22 protein-coding genes are annotated in these 19,688 nt (G+C 35.4%); 15 read left to right on the top strand and 7 right to left on the bottom strand.

Going from position 1 to position 19,688, the window contains the following annotated elements; translation table 11 throughout:
- Positions 1–3 precede the first annotated feature (3 nt).
- From EIB73_RS01470 to EIB73_RS01500, 8 genes are all read left to right on the top strand, one after another.
- A complete protein-coding gene (locus tag EIB73_RS01470; RefSeq protein ID WP_125021940.1) occupies positions 4–1,449 on the top strand; it encodes a class I SAM-dependent DNA methyltransferase in 1,446 nt (481 codons plus the stop codon).
- Positions 1,449–2,954 carry a restriction endonuclease subunit S gene (locus EIB73_RS01475; protein WP_125021942.1) on the top strand — a complete coding sequence of 502 codons (1,506 nt, stop codon included), beginning with the start codon at positions 1,449–1,451 and terminating at the stop codon, positions 2,952–2,954. The genes EIB73_RS01470 and EIB73_RS01475 overlap by 1 nt, the downstream gene beginning before the upstream one ends.
- Positions 2,955–3,027: 73 nt before the next feature.
- Positions 3,028–3,198: a hypothetical protein gene (locus tag EIB73_RS14990; RefSeq protein ID WP_164467841.1), complete on the top strand. Its 171-nt coding sequence runs from the start codon at positions 3,028–3,030 to the stop codon at positions 3,196–3,198.
- Complete coding sequence (locus EIB73_RS01480) at positions 3,177–3,548, top strand: hypothetical protein (RefSeq protein ID WP_125021944.1); 372 nt, start codon at positions 3,177–3,179, stop codon at positions 3,546–3,548. Before EIB73_RS14990 ends, EIB73_RS01480 begins: the two co-directional genes overlap by 22 nt.
- On the top strand, positions 3,548–3,943 hold the full coding sequence (locus tag EIB73_RS01485) for a helix-turn-helix domain-containing protein (RefSeq protein ID WP_125021946.1): 396 nt from the start codon (positions 3,548–3,550) through the stop codon (positions 3,941–3,943). Before EIB73_RS01480 ends, EIB73_RS01485 begins: the two co-directional genes overlap by 1 nt.
- Before the next feature lie 10 nt (positions 3,944–3,953).
- Positions 3,954–4,397, top strand: a complete 444-nt coding sequence (locus tag EIB73_RS01490) for a hypothetical protein (protein WP_125021948.1) — start codon at positions 3,954–3,956, stop codon at positions 4,395–4,397.
- A gap of 179 nt (positions 4,398–4,576) precedes the next feature.
- A complete protein-coding gene (locus EIB73_RS01495) occupies positions 4,577–4,831 on the top strand; it encodes a hypothetical protein (RefSeq protein WP_125021950.1) in 255 nt (84 codons plus the stop codon).
- A 118-nt stretch (positions 4,832–4,949) separates the two neighbouring features.
- Positions 4,950–6,497 carry an IS1182 family transposase gene (locus EIB73_RS01500; RefSeq protein ID WP_125026038.1) on the top strand — a complete coding sequence of 516 codons (1,548 nt, stop codon included), beginning with the start codon at positions 4,950–4,952 and terminating at the stop codon, positions 6,495–6,497.
- A gap of 113 nt (positions 6,498–6,610) precedes the next feature.
- On the opposite strand, the gene EIB73_RS01505 is transcribed toward EIB73_RS01500, so the two are convergent.
- The 7 genes from EIB73_RS01505 to EIB73_RS01535 form a co-directional block, all read right to left on the bottom strand.
- A complete protein-coding gene (locus EIB73_RS01505; RefSeq protein ID WP_125021952.1) occupies positions 6,611–7,594 on the bottom strand; it encodes a BCCT family transporter in 984 nt (327 codons plus the stop codon).
- 502 nt (positions 7,595–8,096) lie between these two features.
- Positions 8,097–8,531 (bottom strand): cold-shock protein, encoded by a 435-nt coding sequence (locus EIB73_RS01510; protein ID WP_125021954.1) that lies wholly within the window; start codon positions 8,529–8,531, stop codon positions 8,097–8,099.
- 215 nt (positions 8,532–8,746) lie between these two features.
- The gene (locus EIB73_RS01515; protein ID WP_125021956.1) at positions 8,747–9,298 is read right to left on the bottom strand and encodes a hypothetical protein; all 552 of its coding nucleotides are present in this window, start codon (positions 9,296–9,298) and stop codon (positions 8,747–8,749) included.
- Between the two features lie 82 nt (positions 9,299–9,380).
- Complete coding sequence (locus EIB73_RS01520; RefSeq protein ID WP_125021958.1) at positions 9,381–9,899, bottom strand: hypothetical protein; 519 nt, start codon at positions 9,897–9,899, stop codon at positions 9,381–9,383.
- Positions 9,883–10,158 carry a hypothetical protein gene (locus EIB73_RS01525; RefSeq protein WP_164467842.1) on the bottom strand — a complete coding sequence of 92 codons (276 nt, stop codon included), beginning with the start codon at positions 10,156–10,158 and terminating at the stop codon, positions 9,883–9,885. The genes EIB73_RS01520 and EIB73_RS01525 overlap by 17 nt, the downstream gene beginning before the upstream one ends.
- A 29-nt stretch (positions 10,159–10,187) precedes the next feature.
- A complete protein-coding gene (locus tag EIB73_RS01530; protein WP_125021962.1) occupies positions 10,188–11,123 on the bottom strand; it encodes a hypothetical protein in 936 nt (311 codons plus the stop codon).
- A 13-nt stretch (positions 11,124–11,136) separates the two neighbouring features.
- Positions 11,137–12,435: a tetratricopeptide repeat protein gene (locus EIB73_RS01535; protein ID WP_125021964.1), complete on the bottom strand. Its 1,299-nt coding sequence runs from the start codon at positions 12,433–12,435 to the stop codon at positions 11,137–11,139.
- A gap of 287 nt (positions 12,436–12,722) precedes the next feature.
- On the opposite strand from EIB73_RS01535, the gene EIB73_RS01540 reads away from it, so the two are divergent.
- From EIB73_RS01540 to EIB73_RS01570, 7 genes are all read left to right on the top strand, one after another.
- Positions 12,723–13,238 carry a pyridoxamine 5'-phosphate oxidase family protein gene (locus tag EIB73_RS01540; RefSeq protein WP_125021966.1) on the top strand — a complete coding sequence of 172 codons (516 nt, stop codon included), beginning with the start codon at positions 12,723–12,725 and terminating at the stop codon, positions 13,236–13,238.
- A 363-nt stretch (positions 13,239–13,601) separates the two neighbouring features.
- Complete coding sequence (locus EIB73_RS01545; RefSeq protein ID WP_125021969.1) at positions 13,602–14,144, top strand: tRNA methyl transferase PRC-barrel domain-containing protein; 543 nt, start codon at positions 13,602–13,604, stop codon at positions 14,142–14,144.
- A gap of 15 nt (positions 14,145–14,159) precedes the next feature.
- A complete protein-coding gene (locus EIB73_RS01550) occupies positions 14,160–15,929 on the top strand; it encodes an endonuclease (RefSeq protein WP_125021971.1) in 1,770 nt (589 codons plus the stop codon).
- 231 nt (positions 15,930–16,160) lie between these two features.
- The gene (locus EIB73_RS01555) at positions 16,161–17,066 is read left to right on the top strand and encodes a universal stress protein (RefSeq protein ID WP_125021973.1); all 906 of its coding nucleotides are present in this window, start codon (positions 16,161–16,163) and stop codon (positions 17,064–17,066) included.
- 10 nt (positions 17,067–17,076) lie between these two features.
- Entirely contained in the window at positions 17,077–17,523 is a 447-nt protein-coding gene (locus EIB73_RS01560; RefSeq protein WP_125021975.1) for a GNAT family N-acetyltransferase, read from the top strand.
- 1 nt (position 17,524) lies between these two features.
- A complete protein-coding gene (locus tag EIB73_RS01565) occupies positions 17,525–18,646 on the top strand; it encodes an alanine racemase (RefSeq protein WP_125021977.1) in 1,122 nt (373 codons plus the stop codon).
- Between the two features lie 115 nt (positions 18,647–18,761).
- On the top strand, positions 18,762–19,649 hold the full coding sequence (locus EIB73_RS01570; protein WP_125021979.1) for an AraC family transcriptional regulator: 888 nt from the start codon (positions 18,762–18,764) through the stop codon (positions 19,647–19,649).
- Positions 19,650–19,688: the final 39 nt, after the last annotated feature.

The raw sequence follows: 19,688 nt of genomic DNA on the forward strand, positions 1-19,688 counted from the left end.
AACATGAGTATATCAGGAGTTATAGAAAGTATTAGAAAAATAATGTGGCAGGATTCCGGACTGAACGGTGATGCACAACGTTTGGAACAATTGGGTTGGATGCTCTTCTTCAAAGTATTCTGCGACAAAGATCAGGAAATGGAATTGATGGACGAAGCTTACGAATCACCAATTCCCGAACGGTTCCGCTGGGAAAACTGGGCTTCAGATGATGAAGGAATGACGGGCGATGAATTGCTCAATTTCGTAGACCGTGAACTTTTTCCTGCGCTCCGTAATTTAGATTTAAGTACCGGAAACCAGCGTGCAGTTATTGTACACGAAGTTTTCGATGGCAATAATAATTACATGAAAAGCGGAATCAACATCCGCAAAGTGTTGAACAAACTGAATGAAATCGATTTTAATTCTACCAAAGACCGACATTCTTTTGGCGATGTGTACGAAAGTTTACTCAAGGATTTACAGTCTGCCGGAAAATCGGGTGAGTTTTATACGCCACGTGCAATTACCCAATTTATCACTCATATTTTAGATCCCAAATTGGGAGAGAAAATTCTGGATCCTGCGTGTGGAACGGGTGGGTATTTAACTGCCGTCATAGAAAATATTAAGAAAAATGTTTCTTCCGTAGAAGATCTTAAACTGTTGCAGCAAAATATTATCGGGTGGGAATACAAACCATTGCCGTATTTGTTGGCGACCACCAATTTAATTTTACACGATATAGAAATCCCAAATATTACCTTTCGGGATTCTTTGGATAAACCGCTTTCGGAATATCGAGAGAAAGATCGTGTAGATGTCATAGAAGCCAATCCGCCGTTTGGTGGAATTGTAGCAAATAACAACGAAAACAATTTCCCCCAAAATTACCGCACCAAAGAATCTGCAGATCTGTTTCTGATTTTAATGATTCACCTTTTAAAAATTGGCGGTAGAGCCGGAATCGTTTTACCCGATGGTTCGCTTACCGGCGATGGTGTAAAACAGCGCGTTCGGGAAAAACTTTTGAAAGATTGCAGATTACACACCATAATCCGTTTACCGAATTCTGTGTTTCAGCCGTATGCAACGGTGGCGACGAATCTTTTGTTTTTTGATAAAATGCATCACAACAACGAAACTTCAGATTTTGCCACCCAAGAAGTTTGGTATTACGAACACCGATTACCCGAAGGACAAAAATCGTACAGCAAAACCAAAACAATTAAAGAAGCCGAGTTTGATCCTATTAAAGAATGGTGGAATAACCGAGAAGAAAGCGAAGTTTGCTGGAAAGTAGATATAGATACTTTAAGACAAAGAAATTTTGATTTGGATATTAAAAATCCTCATAAAGTAGAAGAAGTTCAGGAATTTTCTTCGGCGGAATTGATTGAGAAACTTTCTTGTTCGTTAACTAAAACTAATAAATTGTTGTCTGAATTAAAAGAAGCGATTGGGTAATGGCAAAAATTGAATATTCAGAATACTTAAAAAAATTACCAGTCAGCACATTGGTAGCAGAATCAATTTTTTCTGATTTGTCTTCTAGCTGTAAATTATATAAACTTTCAAAAATATGTAAAACATCAAGTGGAGGAACGCCTTTACGGTCTAGGATAGAATTTTATGATGGAGATATTCCGTGGTTAAAGTCTGGTGAATTAAATGACGGATTAATTACAAAATGTAATGAGTTTATAACAGAATTAGGATTAAAAAATTCTTCTGCAAAATTGCAACCAAAAGGCTCAATTTTATTAGCAATGTATGGTGCAACTGCAGGAAGAGTGGGAATTTTAGATTTTGAGGCATCAACTAATCAAGCCGTATGTGCAATATTTCCAGATGAGGGAAAATTAGATAAAGATTTTCTTTATTGGTTTTTAAGACAACACCGTTACAAATTTATAGAAATAAGTAAAGGTGGAGCTCAACCAAACATTAGCCAAAAGGTTATAAATGACACTTTGGTTCCTTTGCCACATATTTCTTTACAGAGAGAACTCGCTTTATTGTTTTTTGATATTGAAAAAAATGATAAACTTGATATCAATTTAATTCCTGTGCAATTTCAAGACAAAGTTAATTCGGTATTTCATAGTAAAAATAATGTAGAAATAATTTCTTTTGAACTCAAAAACCAACTTTCTTTAATTTCTCAATTACGACAAGCATTTTTAAAAGAAGCAATGCAGGGGAAATTAGTCAGCAACGAAACTTCTGATGGTAAAACCGGCGCCGATCTTTTAGCAGAAATACAGACTGAAAAAGAAAAATTAATAAAGGAAAAAAAGATTAAAAAAGGAAAACCGTTACCACCAATTTCTGAAGAAGAAATCCCTTTTGATATTCCTGAAAATTGGGTTTGGTGTAGATTGGAAAATATTTGCATTAAAATTACTGATGGTTTTCATCATTCGGTGCAAAAAGTTTCTGAAGGTTATCCCTACATTTCTGCAATGCATATTAGAGAAAATTCTATAAAATGGGATAATGGAATTTTTGTTCCTGAAAAAGACCATAGAGAACTTTTCAAGAAAGCAAAACCAAAAAGAGATGATATTATTATTACAAATAGAGGAGCTGGATGCGGAACTCCAGCGATAATTGATGTTGATTATGAATTTAGTTTTCAAAATGCTGGATTAATAGGCTTCGTCAATCATTTAATATCTTCAAAATATATTTACTATTTCATAATCTTTCAAAGACAATCCATTGTTGAATTTTTTGTAAACGGTGGATTACAACCAATGTTAAGTAATGTGATGCTTTCTAAATTGGAAATTCCACTTCCACCGCTCGAAATCCAAAACCGCATTGTTTCCAAATTAGAAGAACTCATGACCTATTGTGACGACCTGGAAACTTCGGTAAAAGAAAGCCAAAATTATAATGAACAATTGTTGCAACAGGTTTTAAGAGAAGCATTGGAAGTAAAGGAAGTTGCGGGAGAGGTTAAGTAAAGTAATTAACTCGTTTATCTGAAAATGTTAAAAATAACATATATGTTAATTTATATTTGGGAATAAAATATTGATGGCTAACTTTGCATTAGAAATATTTGACGACGAAAGTCCTAAATGTATGTTCTACACCGTAGTGGTGGAAGGTCAAGAGTTATCTGAAACAGATCTATTTTTCAAAAGGTTTTTTGAGAATGAAGATTATAAAATGAAGCGTTGGAGTTGGCTACTTTTTTATCTGTAACTATTGGCACAAAAAGAGGCGCATTGAATGATTTTTTTAGAGAAGAACAACAGGCGCAGGCTTTGCCACCGCCATTGAGAATAGAAATTGAAGAAGTAGATTTTGGAAGAGACTTTCCGCTGCGGCTCTATTGTTTAAGATTGTCGCGCTCTTGTCTGGTTTTATTTAATGGCGGAGAAAAAACGAGCGATAGTGCACAAGATGGAGAAACAAGTATTCCATTTAGACAAGCAAACGAATTCGCAAAGAAGATTTTAGAAGCGCTTAATCAGAAGCAAATTAAACGCTGTTCAAAAGAACGCCAAATTTTAGATTATTACACGTCACAACCTTATTTAGAATTATTTTAATGAAAAGTAAATTATATAAACAAATATTAGAGGAAACTCCTTTGGAGACCAAAATTTTTGTAGATAAATATTCTGACCTGATTCTAAGAATTAATCAAATTCTTAGAGATAAAGGTATTTCACAGAAAGAGTTGGCTGAAAACATGGATAAAAAACCATCAGAGATTAGCCGATGGTTGAGTGGAAATCAAAATATTACTTTAAGAAGTATCGCAAAACTGGAAGCGGAATTGGGAGAAACTTTAATTGAAATTCCTACTAAAATGTTGTCTTCTCAATTTAAAGAAGACTGGGAAATGACCTATCATACTTTTTGCGTAGAAAGAAAAGTTGAAAAGAAAAAGAATATTGATACAGCGAAAGTAAAATGGCAACAGACGGAACTTGCAGTTTAAATTTTTCACCATGAAAAAGATTGATGTAAATAAGTTCGATGCGGATAAACTCCATTTTCTTAGTTTTAAAACAATTGAAGAAAATGTTTCCGTTCCTGAATTTTTTAATGAAAATCTCATCAACGAGTTTGACACCACAAATAAAGTAGATATCGCATTTAATATTGAGCAGAAATTGATTAGAGCTCAGTTTGATATTGAGGTTGCTACGATTTCGGCTAACGAAAAAGAAGCTAAGACTAATTTGAAATTTGTTTTTATATTTAAATGTGATAACATGGAAGAGTTAGCGAAGGCGCAGCAAAAAGATGCCGCAGAGATAGATGCGAATTTAGGTTTTGCAGTATCTGCAATCTCTCACTCAACTGCACGTGGAATATTATTGGTCAAGTTAAGTGATAATGTTTTCTCAGATTTTATTTTACCCATTGTAAAACCAAAACTCCCGGAATAAAAGGAATTGTATAAAATATTATTTAAGGGGCTACATGCCTCTTTTTCCGTTTGTACTAGTTCCTCACTAAATATACGTTTAGTGCTTCTGGATTAAACTAAATCGTTATGTCTCAAACAAATCCACTTCTCAAATTTACACAGTACTACAAAGGAGAACCAGATTGTCCAAATTCATGTTTGCACCCTATCTTTTGTTACTACGAACAAATATGGGTCGAAAATGAAGAGGAAAGAGCAGAGGACCATCCACGAGTTCGTGAGTATAAAAGATATGTTTTGCCCTTTTATAATGAGGAAGATGGCATTCCGCTTTCGTTAAAAGCCTTGCTTTATAATAGGTACACGCACTGGTCGAGTGGTTCTTGTGCTATTGAAGATGAGGTGCGTGGCTTTAAGGAATTTCTGCGAGAGAATTATCTGAGGAAAATGTAAGTGATGCATTTGATAATCTCAGCCACCATAAAAAGAAGCCGTCTCAATACTGAGGCGGTTTTTTCTGTGTTTAACATTTGTCAGTTTTAAAGGGTTTTACTATCTTTAAGTATTGATAATCAATTATATGAGTATTAAATTTAAAGATTATAACCAGCAACAAAATTGGTTATTCCCACCATCAATCGAGGAATTGATTCCAGAAAATCATCCCGTTCGGGTCGTTAATGGAATTATTGAACAACTGGATTTACGATTGCTCATTGAAGAGTATAGTAAAGATGGCAAACCGAGCTTTCATCCCAAGATGATGCTTAAGGTGATGGTTTACGCTTATATGGATAATACGTATTCCAGCAGGAAGATTGAAAAAGCGATGCGTGAGAATATTAATTTTATGTGGTTGTCCGCTCAACAGGTCGCAGACCATAACACCATCGCACGTTTTCGGAGCAAGAAACTCAAGACTATTTTCAAAGACATTTTCAAACAGGTCGTCCTGTTATTAGCAGAGGAAGGACTCGTTAGCTTGAAAGAAGTTTTTACCGATGGAACTAAGATAGAGTCTATTGCCGGGAGATATACCTTCGTTTGGGGCAATGCCATTAAAACCAGAAAAGAGAAGATGGCAGAACAACTTGAACAAATGTGGAACTATGCCCAAAGCATTGCTGAGGAAGAAGACAGCGATCCTACACCACCGGAGTTTAAAACCATCGATAGAGATAAAATAGAGAAGACCGCCAAGAAAATAGAAGAGATCATCAGCAAAAACCCGCAGGCATCCACCAAAGCAAAGGCAAAATTAAGATACATTCAAAAGAATTTTTCTCAGAACCTGGATAAGTACGAGGAGCAGGAAAAACTTTTGGACGGACGTGGCAGTTATAGTAAGACCGATCCCGATGCCACATTTATGCGCATGAAAGATGATCATATGCAGAATGGGCAACTTAAACCCGCCTACAACGTGCAGGTAAGTTCGCAGTCCCAGTTTGTTATTCATTATACTTTACACCAAACCACCAATGATTTAAATACGCTTCAACCACACCTCAATACTTTTGAAGAACTTTATCAGTTTTTGCCGGAAGAACTTACTGCTGATGCTGGTTACGGCAGTGAAGAAAATTATGATTTTCTGGAAGAGAAAAATATAGAAACCTTCGTAAAATACAACACCTTCGATAAGGAACAGGGTATTTTAAAATCGAAAAGAAAGAAAATCAACGAAGACTTTCACCGCGATAAACTTTATTATAACGAAGAGAAAGATCAGTATATCTGTCCGATGGGGCAACCGATGAATAAAATCACCAACCGAAATCGAAAAACCAAAAGCGGTTATGCTCAGACAAGTTCACTGTACCAGGCTCAAAACTGCAACGGTTGTCCGCTGCGAGGGGCTTGCCATAAAGCCCAGGGAAACAGAATAATAGAACGCAACCAAAATTTAGAACGGCATAAGGAGAGAGTTCGGGAAAACCTCTTGAGTGAAATCGGTGAAATAAAACGCAAACAACGCACGGCGGATGTAGAACCCGTCTTTGCACATATCAAATCCAATCGGAACTTCAAGCGTTTTACACACACTGGAATAGAAAAAGTGGAATTAGAGTTCGGATTACACGCTTTAGCACACAATCTAAGAAAAAAGAGTGCTTAAGTAAGAGCACCTTTTTATCCTAATGTGCAAAAATCACAAATAATCAAAATTTAACGCTTTACAAAAGAAAATAAAAAAACCGCCTCAAATTTTATTTTGAGACGGCTTCCTCTTTAATTATTATCCGGTAAGAAACTGTACTCTTTGGCGTACTCCAGCATCTGTTCCGAAAAGGTTTTAGGATATTTTAAAATATAATCAGTCACCTGTCCACTCGTATCTTTTACGGGCGTAATGTAAGGATTTGCAAAACCTCGGTAAGGTGCTAATACGGTCGGTCCTAATATCAGGACAAATAAAAGCAGGCACACGACTAAAGTAACATTAATATTGCTTAATATTTTTATTCCTTTATCTACTCCGGTCAGCGCAGAAATCACCGCCAAAGACACCAGGATTCCAACAATGAGAATTTGGTAAATAAAACTGGTGTCTGGAACGATATTTAAAAACTGAAGACCGGAATTGATTTGAACCACCCCAAAACCTAAGGTAGTCGTAATTCCGAAAAAAGTACTGCAAAGCGCAAATACATCGATCACATTTCCCCACGTGCCGTTGGTTTTATCTTTTAAAAGAGGGTAGAAGCAACTTCTTAATGACAATGGTAGTTTGAGACGATAGGTAAAATAAGAAAGTGCCAAACCTACCAATCCATAAATGGCCCATGCATGAATCCCCCAGTGAAAAAAAGTATAGAGTTGAGCATTTTTTGCTTTATTTACATAATGTTCCAGTCCAAAGACTTCAGAAGTATAATGCTGCATGGGCTCTGCCACTCCAAAATACATGAGTCCAATTCCCATTCCCGCTGAAAAGAGCATGGCGATCCAGGAAAAGAAAGAATGTTCCGGTCTGCTTTCATTATCACCGAGACGAATGTTCCCATATTTACTGAACAGCAAATACACCAGGAAAATAACAAAACAAGTGACTGACCAAACATAGACCCAGTTCAGGTTTACAAAAATGAAGTTTTTCACAACGTTCAGTACTTTATCAGTGATGTCAGGATAAAGTACAGATACAATGGAAACAAGTAATATAAAAACCATACTTGGTATAAATATTCCCTTGTTCAAAGTAGATTTAAACATAAAAATAGTTTTTGTGGATTACAGATCGAGTAGAGAACAAATGTTTCAGCTTGATCAAATTTATTTTTATCAAAAACAAAGATATAAATACCATTTTTGTTGATAAAAATTTATGTCTTATCCCAAAAGCAAAACAGATTACGTTAATTCGGGGAAGTCATCATCATTATTATAGAAAATGAAATAAACTTAATATGGAACTTCTTAAAGAAAAATCAGCAAAACTTATGTTTTACTTTTTCAAAGGTCAAACCGCTAATGATCAATTTGACCTTGCTAGGAATCCAAAGAAAGAGCGTAATTCATTAAATAGGTTTTGAATTATACGATAAGCAAGTTATTAGTTGCCTTCATAAAAATTAGAAACAAACCTGCCTTATTTCATGGCGAAAACAGAATGGTATTTTTGAGTACCAACTTGAGGGCTTGTAATGCTGAATTTTAATTAAGGACGAACGAGATTTAAAACAAAAAAAAAGCTTCGAAAGAAGCTTTTTCTAAACTATTTAACCAGTTTGATATTGATTGCAGATAATCCTTTCGGGGATTTTTCGACCTCAAACGAGACCTTATTTCCTTTTTTGATCATCTCTTCGCAGTTGTTGCTGTGAAAGAAAATGTTTTCTTTGCTTTTGTCTTCAGTAATAAAACCGTAACCTTTTTCACTGAAAAAAGTAACGATACCGGATTTAATAGGATCTTCAGCTTCAATTGGAGCTGCACCTAACTGAATATTATCCAGATCAAAATCCTCTTCATTCCTTTTGTCCGGAGGCGTGCTTGTAAATTGGCCATTGGCATCCACGTACATGATCATGTCGTCAAGGCCTTTTCCTTTATCATTACTTTCTTTGCGCTCTTCACGTCGCATCGCTTTTTCCTTTTGTTTCTGAAGTTTTTTCTTAAAGTTTTCTTTTTTGGAGAAAGAATCCGCCATAAATTTTTGTTGTTTTTAGATTATCTGATAAGGTACAAAATAAATTAATACAAAGCAATTAAAATTGATAATATTATTAATTTCGTGTGGCAAAGTTACAAAATATAACTGCTGTTTTACTTTATATTAATATAAGATTATCATGAAATTACAATTATTTTTCAAGTAGAAATTTTCTAAGGTTCTCCAACATAATATTGAAAAAGCAGAAGATTTTATTTCACTTTCTCGAACATATATAATTTTCCACCAGAAAATGCGTAGGTCTGCATCAAGTTACCTTCCAGAACCATTGTCTTACTGGTCACATCAATAATAGAAATGTAGTTGGAGGAATTGTATTTTAAATAATTCTCTTTGTTCTTCGTTTGTGGATTTTTACCAAATTCAAATTTATATTTTACCCAGTCTTCCTTTTCAGATTGACAGTGAACGGGCTGAAATTTTCCCTTTTTCGACTTGAATTCGATTACTTCAAATGTTTCACCACATTCACTTTTAAAATTATTTGCCGGATCGCTGTCTTGCACAAACTGCTCGTAAGTTCCGTTGTACACGGCAATCACTTTCCATGTTCCGTTGAGTCGGTCTTCATCAATTTTACCTTCTGCTTTTTTTACGGCCCAACTTACGCCCTTTACGGTTCCTTTAACAGCAGAAATCCCAATTTTGGCCGTTGTTGTAACAACCTTCGCAGCCGTAGAAACAAGGCAGGAAGTCAGTACAGAACTTAAAAAGAGAAGAAGAATAATTTTATTAAATTTCATGATGAGGTTTTTATGTAGTTGCAATTTACGGTAATTATGAATAATGCCATATTTTAAATTTTTGCTATAATGTTTAGATTATTTATTCATAGCCTCCATGTAAAATAATATTAACAATAATACCGTCTTTATTTTTCCATTTTGCCCAGTATTTGCTATTTTTCTCGGAATCATCGTCTGGGAATTTTCTGTAAAATCTTGCCCAGTCTCCAGAGAGAGAATCTATTCCAAATCCATAATCGTTCGTCGGCATGTACGTTTGTTCACCATTAGGTTCCTTGAAGAATAGGGTGTTCTTCGGAACTTCAATAGACCATGCTCCTTTGAGAGCCTGTTCCCAAGATTCATATAAATACCAATCAGCATCTGCTGTATCGACAAAGTTCGGATCAAAGAAAAAATCTTCCCTGTATTCTTGAGTAGTTCTGTAATCGTTCTTTTTATGGAGTTTTATCACGCTTGTATACCCACTTTTTTCATTGATAAGAACAGTAAATTCATCTCCTTTTTTTTCAAGTACGCGAAAGATGATTTCCGGCGAAAACCGTATAAGACCCACATTGATATTACTTTTCCCCTCCAGATCAGAATCTCCTTCCACTAAAACATAAGGTTGTAATTGATCCTAAAGATGAAGTTTTAAAATTGGCTTTTCCTTTATTTAAACCAAAACGAACTTTTTCTGTTTTCAACGAATCATAAGGTGATTTTGAATCATAATCTTGGTAGAATTTGATCACGCTTTCGGGGCTGCAGTGTAACAAACCAATTCCCACCTTATTTTCACTTCTTTTAAGTGGTTCGGTGGAAGTTGTTGTGCAGGCTTTAGTGCTCATCATATACAAAATGAGTAGCGCCAAGAATTGTAATGTACCTTTTATTTTCAATTTTATTCCTGATGATAAGTTTTGAATTTCTGTAGATCTTTATCGTAGATGAGGGCGATCTTTACATCTTCACCCTTCAAAATAACGCCGTCTAAAGGCGAGTTTGTAAACTCATCTGAATTCATAAATACCGATGCTCCTTTTGAGAAGCTGTTGATTTTCATCTTGTCAGAATAATTTTCTTCAAACGCAACGTAAGGCATTTTGGTGGCTTTGTTGGTACAGATGATGAGAAGATGAGAAATCTGTTTTTCATTATTATCCTGAATTACCGCAACATCTCTTAATCCATCGCCATCATAATCGCCAAAGGCAACCGAAGATTTAGCACGATCTGCATTCTGTGTAATTTCATAACGGTTCCCATCGCTGTAGTTCTTGTCTAGCAATATTTTTTTTACCGCCGGTGCAAGATCAGAAAAGGGTGGAAGGGAAAAATTCTTTTTATATTCGTCAAAACGGTAATCGTTGATAAAATAAGCAGCACTTATGGTATAGGGCGTCGCATCTTTTATGATTTCTGGATTTTGTAGATAAACTAATTTTGAATCTTCTGTTGATTTAACATCATCAATATAGACTTTGTCACCAAAATTTAATTTTTGGGAAGCGATTGGAAGACTCTGTGCAATCAACCGATACTCGCTGTATGGAGATCCTTCTTCTCCATAATCTTCATCATTACCGTCTTTTACGATTTGTACAGAATCTTTCAGGATGTCGGCTGAATCTTTTTTAATTTTATTTAAAGAATCGTTCGCTGAGGCAGAAACAGTAACTACTTCTTTCTGATCTTTTTTATTTTTGAAAAAAGCAAAATAAATTCCCGTGATCAGCAGTAGAGCACCAATAATACCACCTATTAGATATAAAGTTTTTTTTGAGATTTTCACCTCATCATTGTTGGGTTTATTCTGAAGATTGTTGTTGTTTTCCATATTATTTAAACATTTAATTTGTAAATACTTTTAGTTCTTTCATCTTTCCAAAGAAAGTACGTGCCTCGCTGCTGGGAATGTTTTCTAATACTTTGTAAAATAATTCCGCTGTTTCTTTCTTTTCCTCCTCATCAGGATATAATTGTCGCAGAGCACTGAATGAATATTGAATCGGCTCCAAAAGTTCGGTATTGCCTTCTATTTCAGTATGTAAATAATTTTTATTCGGCTCATAAAAGGCCTTCAAATGACTGATGGTTTGTTTTAATAACTGTGGATCTTCGGACTTATTCTTTTTGAAATGGTTCAGTAATAAACTCATACTTGCAACGTATTGATAGAGTTTCATCTTCTTATAAACGGCAGTTGTTTTATCGGAATGACTTTTTAAATAATCAGTTCCTGTTTTGTAAGCTCCCTTAAAATTTCCCAACCGGTTTTCGACCTGAATTTTCTCGAGGTCAGATAAATTATCCTTCGAGTAAATTTGCTCTAAAGTTTTTTCACTCATTTTTTTACCTTCATCCGACGAGTTCTTTTCCTGCAACATCAGTTCAAGGATTTTAGGCGCCCATTTTGTGTTTTTCAGCTTCTCAAACAGCGCTATTTGTCTTTCTTGGTATTTCTTTTTTATCTTTGGATTAAGATTGTCTTGATTGCCTCCATACAAAAGTGCTTTAAAATAAAAGTAACGCTCGTCATCAAGGTTGATATTAACATCCATCTCATCCGGAATGTAGTTGGCAAAAAAATCCTCATAATGTTTAATGCTCTTATCGTATTCTTTCAATCCAAGATACGAACGGGCATAAAGTGTATTTAAAACATTAAGTTTAGGCAGGCTGGATTCAGTCATTATTTTGATACAATCAGTATATCTGCCAACATTTTGGGCATTTGAGGCTGCATTCCAAAAGGCAAAAGAGGATGACTTGTCCAGATTATAGCCCTTAAGTGCATATTCGAAGGCTTTACTGTCTTCATTTAAGTACGTATAGCACGCAGAAAGATTGCTGTAATAGCTTGACATGGTCACATCATCATTTACAGGACCGTAAAGTGCAGCAAGTCTGAACTTATCTTTTGCCTTGGCAAAATTTTCTAATTTGAAATAAGAAATTCCGGCTCTGTTGAGAATTTTGTGATCTTTATGTTCTACCAGTAAAACTTTTTCATAAGCGGCCGCGGCTTTAGCGTAATCGTTCTCTTCATAGGCATTGTCTGCACTGCGTAATAATTCGTCTACTTGCGGACTTTGTGCAAACACAACTGTTTGACACAAGATCATCATCAAAGTAAAAAATATTTTCATATGCAAAATGTCTTAAAATATTATGGTCTTCTAAAGATATATAATATTTGGGGGAACGCAAGTATTTTTAATAATCCTGCTTTAATTTATTGGAAATTAATATGATGACGTTGAAAGTTTCGCTGTTATTGACTTTCTGCAAATTAGCATTAAAATATCATAAAATTAAATATTTAGTATAGTTTTGGACTAAAAATTGTTAAAGCTTTTACCTCGTTTTGATTACTCATTTTTCAATAATGATAATTCAAAACTTAAACAAATCACCAACATTAAAAGTTTAAATTATGGGACAAGCACAATCACCACATCAGAATTTGTCAGGAAATTCTGCTATTAAGAAAATCAAAGAACTGGCCGAAGAAGCACGAACTTGCTTTTTCACGACAAAGATTGGAACAGAAGCACACAGCATTCCAATGAGTTTGCAGGAAGTAGACGAAGAAGGCAATTTATGGTTCATCAGCTCTTCTGAAAGTGAGCACAACAGTAATATAATGGAGGATCCGAAAGTTCAGTTATATTTCATGAACAATTCTTCCTATGAATACGTATTTATTAAAGGAAATGCTACTGTTTCAAAAGATAAAAACCTCATCGATAAATATTGGACCGATTTTGCTAATGCTTGGTTTGAGGGAAAAGATGATCCTAGTGTTACCGTTATTAGCGTAAAAGCTCAGGATGGATATTACTACGAAACCAAAGACAATAAAGTTTTTGCCATGGCAAAAATGGTATTTGCAGCTGTAACAGGTTCTAGCAATGAAGATGGCGGAATTGAAGGCGGACTGAAAGTGTAGTATTTCAAATAGAATAACGCAAAGTAAGTACAACGGCCAATTTGTTTAAAAACAATATTGGCGTTTTTTTTTGCAGAGAATTTTGTGAGATTTATTTGATGTTGAGAAAGAAATTAACGATAAGTGCTTTAGTTATCGATGTATTCACTTCCCTTAATTAACAACTGAAATTCGGAAATTTGACCGATTTTCATTCATAGAAACCAATTATAGTTGGTAAACCGTATGATTTTTTACAGTATTAATAATAATTGACATTGATGTGTTTTTCATTTCATTTAAAATAATTACTTTAGCCGCCCCTTTGCGATGAGAATAAATCTCCTAGATCCCACAAGGTTTTTGTAATATTAATATTTTTAAATGGTCAATAAAGGACAGATCGTTGAAATCCCGGCAACTTCTTCTCTTTATAATAGAGTGATTCCCGCAGTCGCAAACAAGAAAGAACTTTTAAGTTTGAAATCTCAGAAGAGCACTTATTCTTTATTTGATGGTTTTTTGGTAGGCGAACATTCCGGTGTGGAACATTTCAAAATCGGTCAGCGAAAAGGAATTAAGGTAGGTGGGAAAAAAGAACCGCTCTATGTCATCGCAATTGATGAAAATGAAAATCGCCTTTTCGTGGGAGCAGGTGAAAATCATCCCGGGTTGTGGACTGAGGTTTTTTCTTTTAATCAAAACAATCTTCATTGGAAAACCGACGGTATTTTTAATAATGAGGATTTAGAAAGCGGAATTGCAGTTCAGGTCGTATCTCCGATTTTTGATGAAGAACTCACTGCAAAACTATACTCTTTTAGCAATGCAGTCTTTTTAGAATTTGCAAAACCTACCGTATTAATTTTAAAAGACCACGACATTGAATTAATGCATAACAATAGTCATATAGCAGATATAAAATAATTAAATATATAAAGCATGAAACTAAAACTATCTTTTTTAGCCAGCATTTTATCATTTTTCATTTACGCCCAGTCAGCGCCGGCGTATTATTCGGGTGTCAATTTTAATAAAACCCAAAATGAATTAAAAAATGAATTGGCTGCCTTAATTACAACAACTCATACGACAGTAATTTCTTATAGTGAGTTGAAGACTCTTTTGGCAACAAGTGATGCAGACCCGGAGAAACCGGGAAATATTCTTTTAATTTACGGTTCGCAAAGTTCCGGAATTCATGAAAGAAGCCGTTCTGCCAATGGAAGCTGGAACCGCGAGCACGTTTACGCAAAGTCAAAGGGAACTCCTAATTTAGGAACATCAGGTCCTGGTGCAGATGGTCACCATCTTCGTCCCGCAGATATCCAGTTGAACAGCAATCGTGGAAGCCTTTTGTTTGATGACGGTACTGGTGCTTTGGCTTACAAAACGAGTCGTGGTGGTTGGTATCCAGGTGACGAATGGAAAGGTGACGTAGCAAGAATTTTGATGTACATGTATGTGCGGTACAACACCAGATGTCTGCCTTTAAATATTACCATGAATCCGAGTACCTATTCATCTGATTTTCCGGATATTTTATTAAAATGGAATATTGAAGATCCTGTTTCTAATTTTGAAAAACAGCGAAATGAAATTGTAGCGAACAAGCAGAAAAACAGAAATCCTTTTATCGATAATCCATATTTGGCAACGGTAATATGGGGAGGTCCTGCAGCACAGAATACCTGGCCGGATACCTTTAACGGCGGCGGAACTACTGCAGATACAGAAGCACCTACTGTTCCTGCAGGCTTGGAAGTTTCCGGCGCAACTGCTTCCAGTATTACACTCAATTGGAATGCGGCTAGTGATAATGTTGCAGTGAGCGGATATGAAGTGTACGTGAATGGAGCTTACCATTCAACAGCGGCATCACCTAATACAACCATTACGGGATTGTCTCCAGCGACAACTTATTCATTCTATATCTTGGCCAAAGATGCTGCCGGAAACAAATCTGCCGCAAGCGCAACGGTTATGGGAACGACTGAAGCGGGTACAGGAACCGGCGACGGAACTTCTTGTGGTACAGAAGATTTTGAAAATATTCCATCTACTGGCAGTAATCCTCCAGCGTCATCTTATGCTGACAGAACCTGGTCCTCCAATGGGATTGTGTGGACTGCAACCAATGCACGAACCGATAAGCAGATTTATATTGATGGCGATGCTAACAAAGCAATTTGTATGAAAAAGGGAACTTTAAAGTCCTCTGTAATTTCGGGTGGAATCGGAACATTAACGGTTAAAACATATCTGCCTTTTTCTGATAGCAGTGGGAATTATATCCTTAAAATAAATGGTGTTGTGAAAGGTCAGATTCCTTATTCTAAAACCAAGCAAACGCAGACTATCAATAATATTAATGTAGCGGGTGATGTGGTTATTGAGCTAATTGATGAAACAACGAGCAACAGAGTTTCTTTTGACAATCTTACCTGGACTTGTTATTCTCAGTTATCAAATGATGAGGTAGAAACTGCGAACCAAAAAATAGCAGTTTACCCTAATCCGGTAAAAAACAGTGAGTTTTTCATTAGTGGTATTTCTAAAAATGAAACGATTAAGGTTTATAACTTAAACGGACAATTACTGAAAACTATTAATAATGTTAATAATAAGGAAAAAGTTAGTCTAAATAATTTACCGAAAGGAGTTTATTTTGTAACGACAAAAACTCAATCTGCAAAGATCATTGTCGATTAATAGTTAGATTACGCAGTTTAGCATTTATAAAATTGTAAAGGTCAGAAGAGGTTTCTTCTGGCCTTTTTTATTTGAAAATTTATCGCCAATCCAAATCTCGATTGAGTAGTTGTATGAAATATAGTTTAAAAATAAGTAATTAGTACCACGGTTGCGGTTTTTTCTGCCACGGTTTTCCTCCATCGTTTCGTAATTTTGTACAGAAAATAATCAAGTACTCAAAACACAATAATGGAAAGCGAAATTAAAACAATATTATTTCCGACCGATTTTTCTGCAAAATCAAAAAATGCACTGAAAGTCGCTACGAAAATGGCACTGCGTCACGAAGCAAAATTAATCGTGATTCACAGGATTTATGCTTATCATCTTATTGATCGTGGAGGAAAACAAATATTGGGCTCAGAAACCATTCAACATAATATTGATCGTGCCTTAACAAAACTGGAACGACTGAAAAGCGCTGTTGTAGTAAAATATAATATTGATATTGAAACGCGCATCAGTACTCAAAATATGGTCGATTGTGTTAATGAAGTAGTCGAAAGTGATCAAGTTGATGTCGTAGTGATGGGAACATCTGGCCGTCAAAAGATGAAGCAGTTTATTTTAGGCTCAAATTCCTACAATGTACTTTTGCACGCTAATTGCTCCGTTTTACTGATTCCGGAAAGTTTTAAGAAAATCACCTTTAAGAAAATTCTTTTCCCGGTACGGGTTCAAACTGAACTTGATCAGAAAGCCAGTCTTTCAATTTTATTGGCCAATAAAAACGCTGGTGGAATTAATTTACTGGGCGTTGGTGATCCGGAAAATATTGTGTCGGTGAAAAAAGCATACATCGATATGAAGAAAAATCTGTTCTTGAAATCCACCGATTATCTTTCAGAATTTAAATTGTCTCATGATAATGCAGAATTGATCGCCGGAACAGCAAATGAAAAAGATTGTGATATTATTTTGCTGGCCGATCAGGATGAAAATTCCTGGAAATCATTTATGGGTGACAATTTCTTTAAAAAAATGATCAATGGAACCGACGTTCCCTTGATGATTGTAAAAGCTAAACTTAAAAATATTAAAAACAATTCGGAATCAGTTGCAGGTTATGATTTAACACTGCCAATTCCGGGATAAACAAAAACCGATGATAAAAATAAATACCTACTCAGAAAAAAATATTCCTTCCGAAGATATAAAAAAAGAGATTGTTAATTTTCTTTTTGAAAGTCTTGAGCAATACGGAGACCCGAAAGATGATATCGAAAAAGCCATCGATTATGCTTTTGGCAAAGACCAGAAACCTGGCGGTGTCGTTCTTTCTGCCCATGATTCGGAAAGTGGAAAAATTGCAGGAGCAGTTGTGGTCAATAAAACAGGAATGGCGAGCTATATTCCGGAAAATATTCTGGTCTACATTGCGACCGACAAAGATTTGCGTGGAAAAGGCGTAGGTAAACAATTGATGCAAACTGCTATTGATGCCACAGAAGGTGATGTAGCGTTGCACTGTGAACCCGATAATCCTGCGAAATTTCTTTATGAAAAACTGGGCTTTACCAGTAAATATCTCGAAATGAGATTAAAAAAATAACATGTCATACATTACCTTACATTCAACAAAACTTCGTCATAATTACAAAGTACTCGATCAATTATTCAAAGAAAATAAGATTGAGTGGGCGATTGTTGCAAAATTATTGTGCGGGAATACAAAATTCCTGCAGGTGCTGCTGGATATTACAGATAAAGAGATTTGTGATTCGCGACTGAGTAATTTAAAAACCATTAAGAAACTCTCGCCAGATAAACAGACCATTTATATTAAACCTCCTGCAAAGCGTTTGGCAAAAAGCATTGTGAAATTTGCAGATGTTAGTTTTAACACGGAGTTAGGAACATTAGAGTTACTTTCAGAAGAAGCTGTGAAACAAGATAAAATCCATCGCGTTGTGCTCATGGTCGAAATGGGGGAGCTGCGCGAAGGAATTATGGCGCGTAACCTCATGAGTTTTTATGATGAGGTTCTACAATTGCCCAATATTGAAGTAGTAGGTTTAGGAACCAATTTAAATTGTCTGAACGGTATTTTACCCGATGAAAAAAAACTTATAAAACTGAACCGGTTTAAAGAGATTGTAGAAGAAAACTCGGGTGAAAAAATTCCTTACATTTCCGGTGGATCTTCAGTGACCATACCGTTAATTTTTAAGAATGAAGTTCCTTTGGGAATTAATCATTTCCGAGTTGGGGAAACTTTGTTCTTCGGTACAAATGTCTATAAAGATTCAGTAATGGCGGGAATGTATCAGGATGTTTTCACCTTGACGGCGGAAATTATCGAAATGCAGGAAAAACCCACGATTCCATCTGGTAATGCGGGGACGAATTTAACCGGTGAAACCCCAACATTTTCGGAGGAAGAGAAAGGGAAATCTTCTCTCAGAGCGATTGTCGACATCGGTTTATTGGATATTGATCATAAAGATATTATGGCTTTAATTCCCGGAATCGAAATTATCGGTGCAAGTTCCGACATGCTTATTTTGGATTTAGGTGAAAATTCTGAAAATCTGGAGGTCGGTGATACCATCAATTTCAGCATGAATTATATGGCGGTTTTACGCGCCATGAATTCGGATTACGTAGATAAAAAAGTAGATACCGACATTATAACTTCCGGATTGAGCAACGATGAATTTGTTTGCTTAAACTGATTTTAATTCGTTTAAAACCTCCACATTAAAAATGGATGGTAAATGATCTTCATTGTTTTACGCGGTATTAAAAAGGTTTGTTTTATCTTCGTATAATCAATAAAACAGACTTCTTATGTCGTCGGCACACATCAAAGCAATTACGATCAATTCCTTAAAGCGTCCTTTTTCTTTGGATGGCGAGTTTGTCGTTTTAACGGTCTCAGATCTGCTGGATCTATTTTCTTTTCAGAATTCGTTTAAGACAAAATTCTATACATTATTGCTTGTAGACAGCGGTTCGGGGAAAGTTCAAATCGATCATGTAATTCATGAGCTCAAAAGAGGAAGGGTGTTTTTTATCGATTATAATCAGGTTTTTCGTTTTTTGGAGATTGATAACTTTAGTGGAGAAGCTGTACTTTTTACAAAATCTTTTTATAATTTGATTTATACAGGCAACCGAAAGATTAAAAGTGATACTGCTTTTTCGCATCTTCCTTCTTTTATCGATTTTACTAAAAGTGATATTGCCAGCTTCCGGTCGGGTATTGTAGATATTAAAAAGGAATTTAAAACATCGTCGCATCTAAACAAGGAAATTATTTGTTTACTCCTGAAAGTTTCGATGTTGAAATATATTAGAAAAACTGATAATCCGGAATATATTGATTTTAAGACCAACAGGAAAAATTCCTATATCGAAGAATTTAAAAACCTTGTCGAGATTAATTTTAAAGAGTTGAAAAGAACCTCCGATTATTCGAAAAAACTCGCCATTTCTGCAAACTATCTGAATTCATTAATTAAAGAGAAATTAGACATCTCTGCGGAGACTTATATTCAAAATCGGGTGATTCTGGAGGCGGAACGATTGTTGCTGAATACCGACTTGTCCGTGACTGAAATATCATTCGAACTTGGATTTTCAGACAAGTCCCATTTTGGGAAATATTTTAAAAAAATCAGTGAAGAAAGTCCAAATAACTTTAGAAAAAAATTTCAGAGTAATACTTCCCTTTAATTACACAAATAATATTAATAATCACTTTTAAACTAAACC

This window comes from Kaistella carnis (assembly GCF_003860585.1).
Classification (GTDB): domain Bacteria; phylum Bacteroidota; class Bacteroidia; order Flavobacteriales; family Weeksellaceae; genus Kaistella; species Kaistella carnis.